The sequence below is a fragment of the Geminicoccus sp. genome, assembly GCF_036263595.1.
Lineage (GTDB): Bacteria > Pseudomonadota > Alphaproteobacteria > Geminicoccales > Geminicoccaceae > Geminicoccus.
Genome location: NZ_DATAGQ010000238.1, coordinates 1 through 5,830 on the forward strand (window position 1 = coordinate 1; position 5,830 = coordinate 5,830).

General features: G+C 65.2%; 7 protein-coding genes and 1 pseudogene. 6 read left to right on the forward strand and 2 right to left on the reverse strand.

Translation table 11 applies throughout. From position 1 onward, the window contains the following. Both VHL31_RS25700 and VHL31_RS25705 read left to right on the forward strand, forming a co-directional pair. Window positions 1-600 (forward strand): carbohydrate ABC transporter permease (locus VHL31_RS25700; protein ID WP_329664102.1); only part of this gene is annotated, 600 nt, incomplete at its 5' end. A 17-nt stretch (window positions 601-617) separates the two neighbouring features. Continuing rightward, window positions 618-1,370 (forward strand): SDR family NAD(P)-dependent oxidoreductase, encoded by a 753-nt coding sequence (locus VHL31_RS25705; RefSeq protein ID WP_329664103.1) that lies wholly within the window; start codon window positions 618-620, stop codon window positions 1,368-1,370. A 4-nt stretch (window positions 1,371-1,374) separates the two neighbouring features. Here the strand turns inward: VHL31_RS25705 and VHL31_RS25710 are convergent, their stop codons facing one another. Further along, the gene (locus tag VHL31_RS25710) at window positions 1,375-2,448 is read right to left on the reverse strand and encodes a LacI family DNA-binding transcriptional regulator (RefSeq protein ID WP_329664104.1); all 1,074 of its coding nucleotides are present in this window, start codon (window positions 2,446-2,448) and stop codon (window positions 1,375-1,377) included. A 65-nt stretch (window positions 2,449-2,513) separates the two neighbouring features. Continuing rightward, window positions 2,514-2,852, reverse strand: coding sequence for a hypothetical protein (locus tag VHL31_RS25715; protein ID WP_329664105.1), 339 nt, complete (start codon window positions 2,850-2,852; stop codon window positions 2,514-2,516). A gap of 80 nt (window positions 2,853-2,932) precedes the next feature. Between VHL31_RS25715 and VHL31_RS25720 the strand changes: the two genes are divergently transcribed. From VHL31_RS25720 to VHL31_RS25735, 4 genes and pseudogenes are all read left to right on the forward strand, one after another. Next, complete coding sequence (locus VHL31_RS25720; RefSeq protein ID WP_329664106.1) at window positions 2,933-3,139, forward strand: hypothetical protein; 207 nt, start codon at window positions 2,933-2,935, stop codon at window positions 3,137-3,139. Continuing rightward, on the forward strand, window positions 3,136-4,551 hold the full coding sequence (locus tag VHL31_RS25725) for a hypothetical protein (RefSeq protein ID WP_329664107.1): 1,416 nt from the start codon (window positions 3,136-3,138) through the stop codon (window positions 4,549-4,551). The genes VHL31_RS25720 and VHL31_RS25725 overlap by 4 nt, the downstream gene beginning before the upstream one ends. A gap of 61 nt (window positions 4,552-4,612) precedes the next feature. Then, on the forward strand, window positions 4,613-5,248 hold the full coding sequence (locus VHL31_RS25730) for a class II aldolase/adducin family protein (RefSeq protein ID WP_414653833.1): 636 nt from the start codon (window positions 4,613-4,615) through the stop codon (window positions 5,246-5,248). Window positions 5,249-5,368: 120 nt separating this feature from the next. Next, window positions 5,369-5,674 (forward strand): annotated as a pseudogene (locus VHL31_RS25735) (alpha/beta fold hydrolase); the annotation flags it as partial. Window positions 5,675-5,830 lie beyond the last annotated feature (156 nt).

The window sequence follows — 5,830 nt, forward strand, 5'->3', positions numbered from 1 at the left end:
ATCACCCTGTGCAGCACGGTCCTCTGCCTGCTCATCGCGATACCCTGCGCGTTCGGCCTCACCCTGTTCTCCTTCAAGGGCAAGGAGGACGTGAAGATGTGGGTCCTGAGCAATCGCATGATGCCGCCGATCGCCGCGGCCGTGCCGCTCTACCTGGCCCTGCGCGGCGTCGGCCTCCTCGACACCTGGACCGGCATGATCCTGATCTATACCGGCTTCAACCTGCCGTTTGCCATCTGGATGGCGATGTCGTTCTTCCGCGGCGCCCCGCACGAGGTGCTGGAAGCGGCGCGCATTGACGGCTGCAACTGGCTCCAGGTTCTCACCAGGGTGATGGTGCCGATGGCCGCGGGTGGGCTGATGACGGTGGCGGTGTTCGTGTTCCTGTTCGCCTGGAACGAACTGCTGATCGCCCTTTTCCTGACCAATCGAAGTGCCCGGACCTTCCCGGTGATCCTGACGTCGTTTTCGGGGCAGGCCCAGACGCTCTGGGAGCAGATGGCGGCAGCGTCGATGATCCAGCTGATCCCGCCCGTAATCCTCACCTTCTTCGTCCAGCGACATATCGTGGCCGGCATGACGATGGGCGCAGTGAAATGAGCGAAGGAACGACAACCATGACCAGGGTCGCACTGGTGACGGGCGCGAGCCGCGGCATCGGCCGGGCCATCGCCCTTGGACTTGCCAGGGAAGGCTTCGATCTGGCGCTCAACGACATCGAGCAGCAGAACGGGGATTTGCAGACGCTCGCCCGCGAGATCGAGGAACTCGGTCGGCGCAGCCTGATCGTCCTAGCCGATGTGCGCGACAAGCCTGCGGTGCAGCGCATGGCGGCCTCAATGATCGAACGGCTAGGCCAGGTCGACGTGCTCGTGAACAATGCCGGCATCCTCACCTCGGCCAGGATCGAGGACATCACCGAGCAGCAATGGGACGATGTGTTCGACGTCAACGCCAAGGGAGTCTTCCTGGTGACCCAGGCGCTGCTGCCGCACATGCGCCAGCGCCGCTACGGCCGGATCGTCAACATCGCTTCCGTCGGCGGCAAGCGCGGAGGCCCGGGTCAGGCACATTACTGCGCCACCAAGGCCGCCGTCCTCGAGTTCACCCGCGTCCTGGCGATGGAGCTGGAAGACAGCGGCATCACGGCCAACTCGATCTGCCCTGGCATCATCATGACGGAGATGGGCAAGGTGAACCTCGGCAGCCAGACGGACATCGACAAATGGTCTGCGGCCACTGCCCTTAGACGCATAGGCCGGCCCGACGACATCGTGGGTGCCGCCTGTTTCTTCGCCTCGGACGCGTCCGCGTTCATTACCGGGCAGTCGTTGAACGTCTGCGGCGGCCTGATCTTCGACGGTGGCTGAGCCTTCAGGCTGGCACTTCTACCGGGGGTGCCGCCGTCGACGCCCGCCATTCGAGCGAACAGGCCAGCTGGATGCGCGACGCCCCGGATACGTCGCCCTGGATGCGCTGCATCATGCGATTCCAGGTATGGCGGGCCAGTTCGTCGGTCGGCTGGCGGACCGCGCTGATCGGCGGGCGGAGCACCTGCATCCACTCATGATCGTCGAAGCCCAGCAGCGACACGTCCTCCGGCATGCGCAGGCCGCGATCGCCCAGTTCCTGCAGAGCAGCCAGCGTCGACACGTCGGACAGGGCAAAGACGGCGGTGGGCAAGGGCCTCTGCTGGAGCCGGCGGTGCAGCGCCTTGCCGATGGAGAACAGATCGCCGCCTGGACAGAGCGTCTCGCAGCTCGACGAGATCCCCGCCGCAGCGGCCGCGGTTTCGAATCCGGTGATCCGCTCGAGCATGTTCGGAATGGAACGGCTGGTCCCGACCGCCAGAATGCGCCGGTGACCCACCTCGATCAGCCGGCGGGTGGCCACCAGCGTCGCTTCGAGGTTGTTGACCCCGACCGAATCGAAGTCCGAATGGTCGCTGGTACGGTCGACGATGACCGTCTTCACCCCCTGATCGCGGATCAGCGACTGCGACACGAACCGCTTGTCGACCGGTGCCAGGATCATGCCCGCCACCCGCCAGGCCAGCATCGCCTGCACACGGCTCAGCTCCTGCTCGGCATCCTCGTTGGCGCTGCCCACCAGCAGCTGGAATCCCTGGGCGTGGGCCAGCCCCTCCAGCCGGGTGGCGAGCGCTGCCAGGAACGGGCTCATCAGCGTGGGCAGGACCAAGCCCACCACGGATGTCTGCCGGCGCCGCAGGGTCGACGCCACTTGGTCGCGCTGGTAGCCGAGTTCCCCCATCACCGTCCGCACCCGCGCCACCAGTTCGGGTGCGACGCTGGTCCGGCCGTTGAGGACGTTGGAAACGGTAGCGATCGACACGCCCGCCGCCGAAGCGACATGGCGGATCGTGACACGCTGCGAGTTACCCTTGGCGTCGCGCATGCTCACGGCGCTTTGCCATCCCTGATCGTTCATGAACATCACCAGGGTTCATTTCCGCAGCCGACGTGTCAACCTGCTTGCGTCGATACCGAGCCGTTCTATAACTTTCTGGTGAAAGGTTTCACGAGCGTCATCCAGCGAGATGTCGCCGATGAGGCCGGCTCAGGGAGAATGAACACCATGTCGAGGTGCAGCTTGATCGCGGCTGATGGGCTCCTTGCCGCGAACACGCTCGGCAATGGTGTCGCCCGAGCGGGTGAAGCGTCGGAGATCGCGCTCGTCGAGACCGGCGGCAGTTCCAGGTTCAGGCGATCAAAATGGGCGTGCGGAAGGCGCCAGCCACTTTGCCCAGCCAGATCGAGCTGGACCATCTGCGCAGGATCGTTCGCAAGCTTGAGGCGTCCAGGAGCGACGTCGCTGCCGAGCGCGAAGTCCACGGCATTGTCGGAGAGCTGGCGGCGGGCGGCGTCGCTGTGGTCTTGATCCCGGACGAGGTGCCGGAGATCTATGTCCATGCTTGGCGGATCCTCGTGATTCGGCAAGGCCAGCAGCCGGCTGCAATGTGATCTCGCTCTGCATCCTCCAGGTCATCTCGACCGGCTTCAACATGCTCAGTGTCGACCCGCAACTCACGCTGGCCATCTGGGAAGGCATCCTGTTCACCGTGCTCGCACTTCAGGCCGCCTGGCCGAAGCTCGCCCTTGTGCTTCGGGGAATGGAATGAGCGTCGCCGTCCTCGACATCGGCAAGACCAACCTGAAGATCCACCTGCTCGACGAGAACGGGATGCTCCTGGCGGAGCGCAGCCGGGTGAACCGGTCCCTGCCTGGCCCGCCCTGGCTGCACTACGACCTTCCCTCCATCGAGGACTGGCTGATCGCCTCGCTGGTCGATTTCAGCCGGCAATGGGAGATCGACGCCTTCGTCAGCGCCTGCCACGGTTCCGGTGGCGTGCTGGTGGATGATGACGGTCCGGTGCTGCAGCCGATCGACTATGAAAGCGAGGTGCCGGCGGGCGTTGCCGAGGAATACGCCTCGCTGATGCCACCGTTTGCCAGGCGCGGATCGGTGATCCAGCGGCAGGCCGGGCATTTCGCGCAGCAGATGCTCATGATGCAGCGCGCCTTTCCGAGCGAGTTCGGGCGCGCGCGCCATTTCCTGCCCCTGCCCCAGTACTGGGCCTGGCGCCTCACTGGTGTGCCGTCCATCGACACCACCATGCTCGGTGCCCAGTCGCAGCTGGTGAATCCGTTAGACCGCCGGTCGACCGGAATCGTCGAGCAGTTGGGATGGGGGCACCTGCTGCCGAAGGTCGTCCCGCCCTATCAGGTCCTGGGCACGCCAAGGCCGGGGCTCAACCTGCCGCCGTCCATGCAAGTGCTGGCCGGCATCCATGACAGCACCGCCAACCTGTACGGCTATCAAGCAGCAGGTTTCGAGGACTTCGCGCTCCTGTCGACCGGCACCTGGATCGTCGGCATGTGCCCCAGCACGCCGGCGGCCGCGCTGGACGAGGAGTTCGGCATGACCGTGACCAGCGATGTCGAGGGGCACCCCGTGGCGGGCGTCCTCGCGATGGGCGGGCGCGAGTATGCCGTGATCGCAGGAGGTTCCAGTGGCAGGGCCGTCCGTAAAGCGTTGCAGGCCGTGGTCGACCAGGACGTCCTGGCCATGCCCAGCTTCGTGGACAATGACGGTGTCTTCCCGAGCAGCGCCGGGCGCGGCCGGATCGAGGGGCCCGTCCCCAATCCTGCCGGCCGCATCGCGCTCGCCACGCTCTACAACGCCCTGGTGGCGGACATCTGCCTGGATCTGATGCGCAGCGATCAGACGATCGTGATCGATGGCGGGTTCACCGTCGATCCTGCGTTCGCCAGCCTGATGGCGGCCCTGCGGCCCAATCAGCTTGTGCTGGTCAACCACCAGGGTGGTGGGACGGCAGCAGGTGCTGCGCTGTTGTGGACCCATGAGAATCTGAAGAGGCCAGCCCGGCTGCGCCCCGAGCACGCCTCGCCGTTGCATCTCGACGGCCTTGCCCGATACCGCGCCCACTGGCGCGACGCGGTAGCAAGGCATATCCAGCGGCCGCTGCCCCGATCCTGCAGCGGCTTCCCATCGACCGACCATCAGGAGTAGCGAAGTGAGTGAGATCAGTCATCTGGACGTCCGCCAGAAGATGATCGCGACGGCCTTGGAGATGACCAGGCAGGGCATCAACCAGGGTACGGCAGGCAACATCTCCTACCGGATCGAGGACGGTCTGCTGATCACCCCGACCAGCCTGCCCTACGAGGTGATGACGCCGGAGGACATCGTCTCGATGAAATGGGACGGCACCTTCACCGGCCGGCACCGCCCGTCGTCGGAGTGGCGGTTCCACCGCGACATCCTGAAGAACCGGCCGGACGTCAACGTCGTCCTGCACAACCACGCGACCTATACGACCGTGCTGGCGACCCATGAGCGCGGCATCCCGCCTTTCCACTACATGACGGCGGTAGCCGGCGGCCACGACATCCGGGTCAGCAAGTATGCGACCTTCGGCACGCAGGAGCTGTCGGATGAGGTCCTGGTCGCGTTGAAGGACCGCTACGCCTGCATCATGGGCCATCACGGCATGATCACGCTCGGCAAGAGCCTGGACAAGGCGCTTGGCCTGGCGATCGAGGTCGAGACACTGGCCAAAATGTATGTTCACGCACTGGCGATCGGCGAGCCGCCTCACCTCTCGGCCGAGGAGATGGACCGGGTGATCGAGCAGATCCGCCGGATGTCCTACGGCAACGCGCCCGACCTGGACCATGTGAAGGACACGCCGAAGGCGCTCGCCTGATCATCGAAGGCCGGCAGATCACCGGCTAGCTGGTGATCTGCCGGCCGAGGCTCTGGACGTCGGCACCTTCCGTTCCAGTTGGAAGGCAACCGACGACCGGAGGTCCTCTCGTTGAGAACAATGCTTGCTTCCTGCGCCATCGCGCTGGCCATCCTGGCTGCGGGCGACGCCCATAGCGACACAGCCTCGCAGTACGGCCCGGAATTGCAGGGTTTCGGCTACCCGTTCAGGACCGAGCGGTTCGAGTTTCAGTCGCAGCGCCAGCCGATGGCGATGGCCTTCATGGACATCGCACCGGACCGCCCAAATGGCCGCACGGTGGTTCTCCTGCACGGCAAGAACTTTTGCGCGGCTACCTGGGAGGCCACGATCGGTCACCTGCTGCAGGCAGGCTACCGGGTGATCGCGCCTGATCAGATCGGCTTCTGGACGGTTTGAAGTAGCCCCTCCAGGGGTCTGCCTGAGACCGCAGGGCGACGGCGTTGGCTTGATGACTGTACTCAGGCCGTCGGTAGGGCTGGTTTGCCCGTGCTGTGGTCGCCTCGGCCGTCCAGGCAGGTTAAGGGGCGACCTGCTGATCGA

What these genes read in the sequence shown, in the direction of transcription:
- VHL31_RS25705 (WP_329664103.1), top strand. Translation starts at nt 618, where the DNA reads ATGACCAGGGTCGCACTGGTGACGGGCGCGAGCCGCGGCATCGGCCGG.
- VHL31_RS25710 (WP_329664104.1), bottom strand. Translation starts at nt 2,448, where the DNA reads ATGAACGATCAGGGATGGCAAAGCGCCGTGAGCATGCGCGACGCCAAG.
- VHL31_RS25725 (WP_329664107.1), top strand. Translation starts at nt 3,136, where the DNA reads ATGAGCGTCGCCGTCCTCGACATCGGCAAGACCAACCTGAAGATCCAC.
- VHL31_RS25730 (WP_414653833.1), top strand. Translation starts at nt 4,613, where the DNA reads ATGACCAGGCAGGGCATCAACCAGGGTACGGCAGGCAACATCTCCTAC.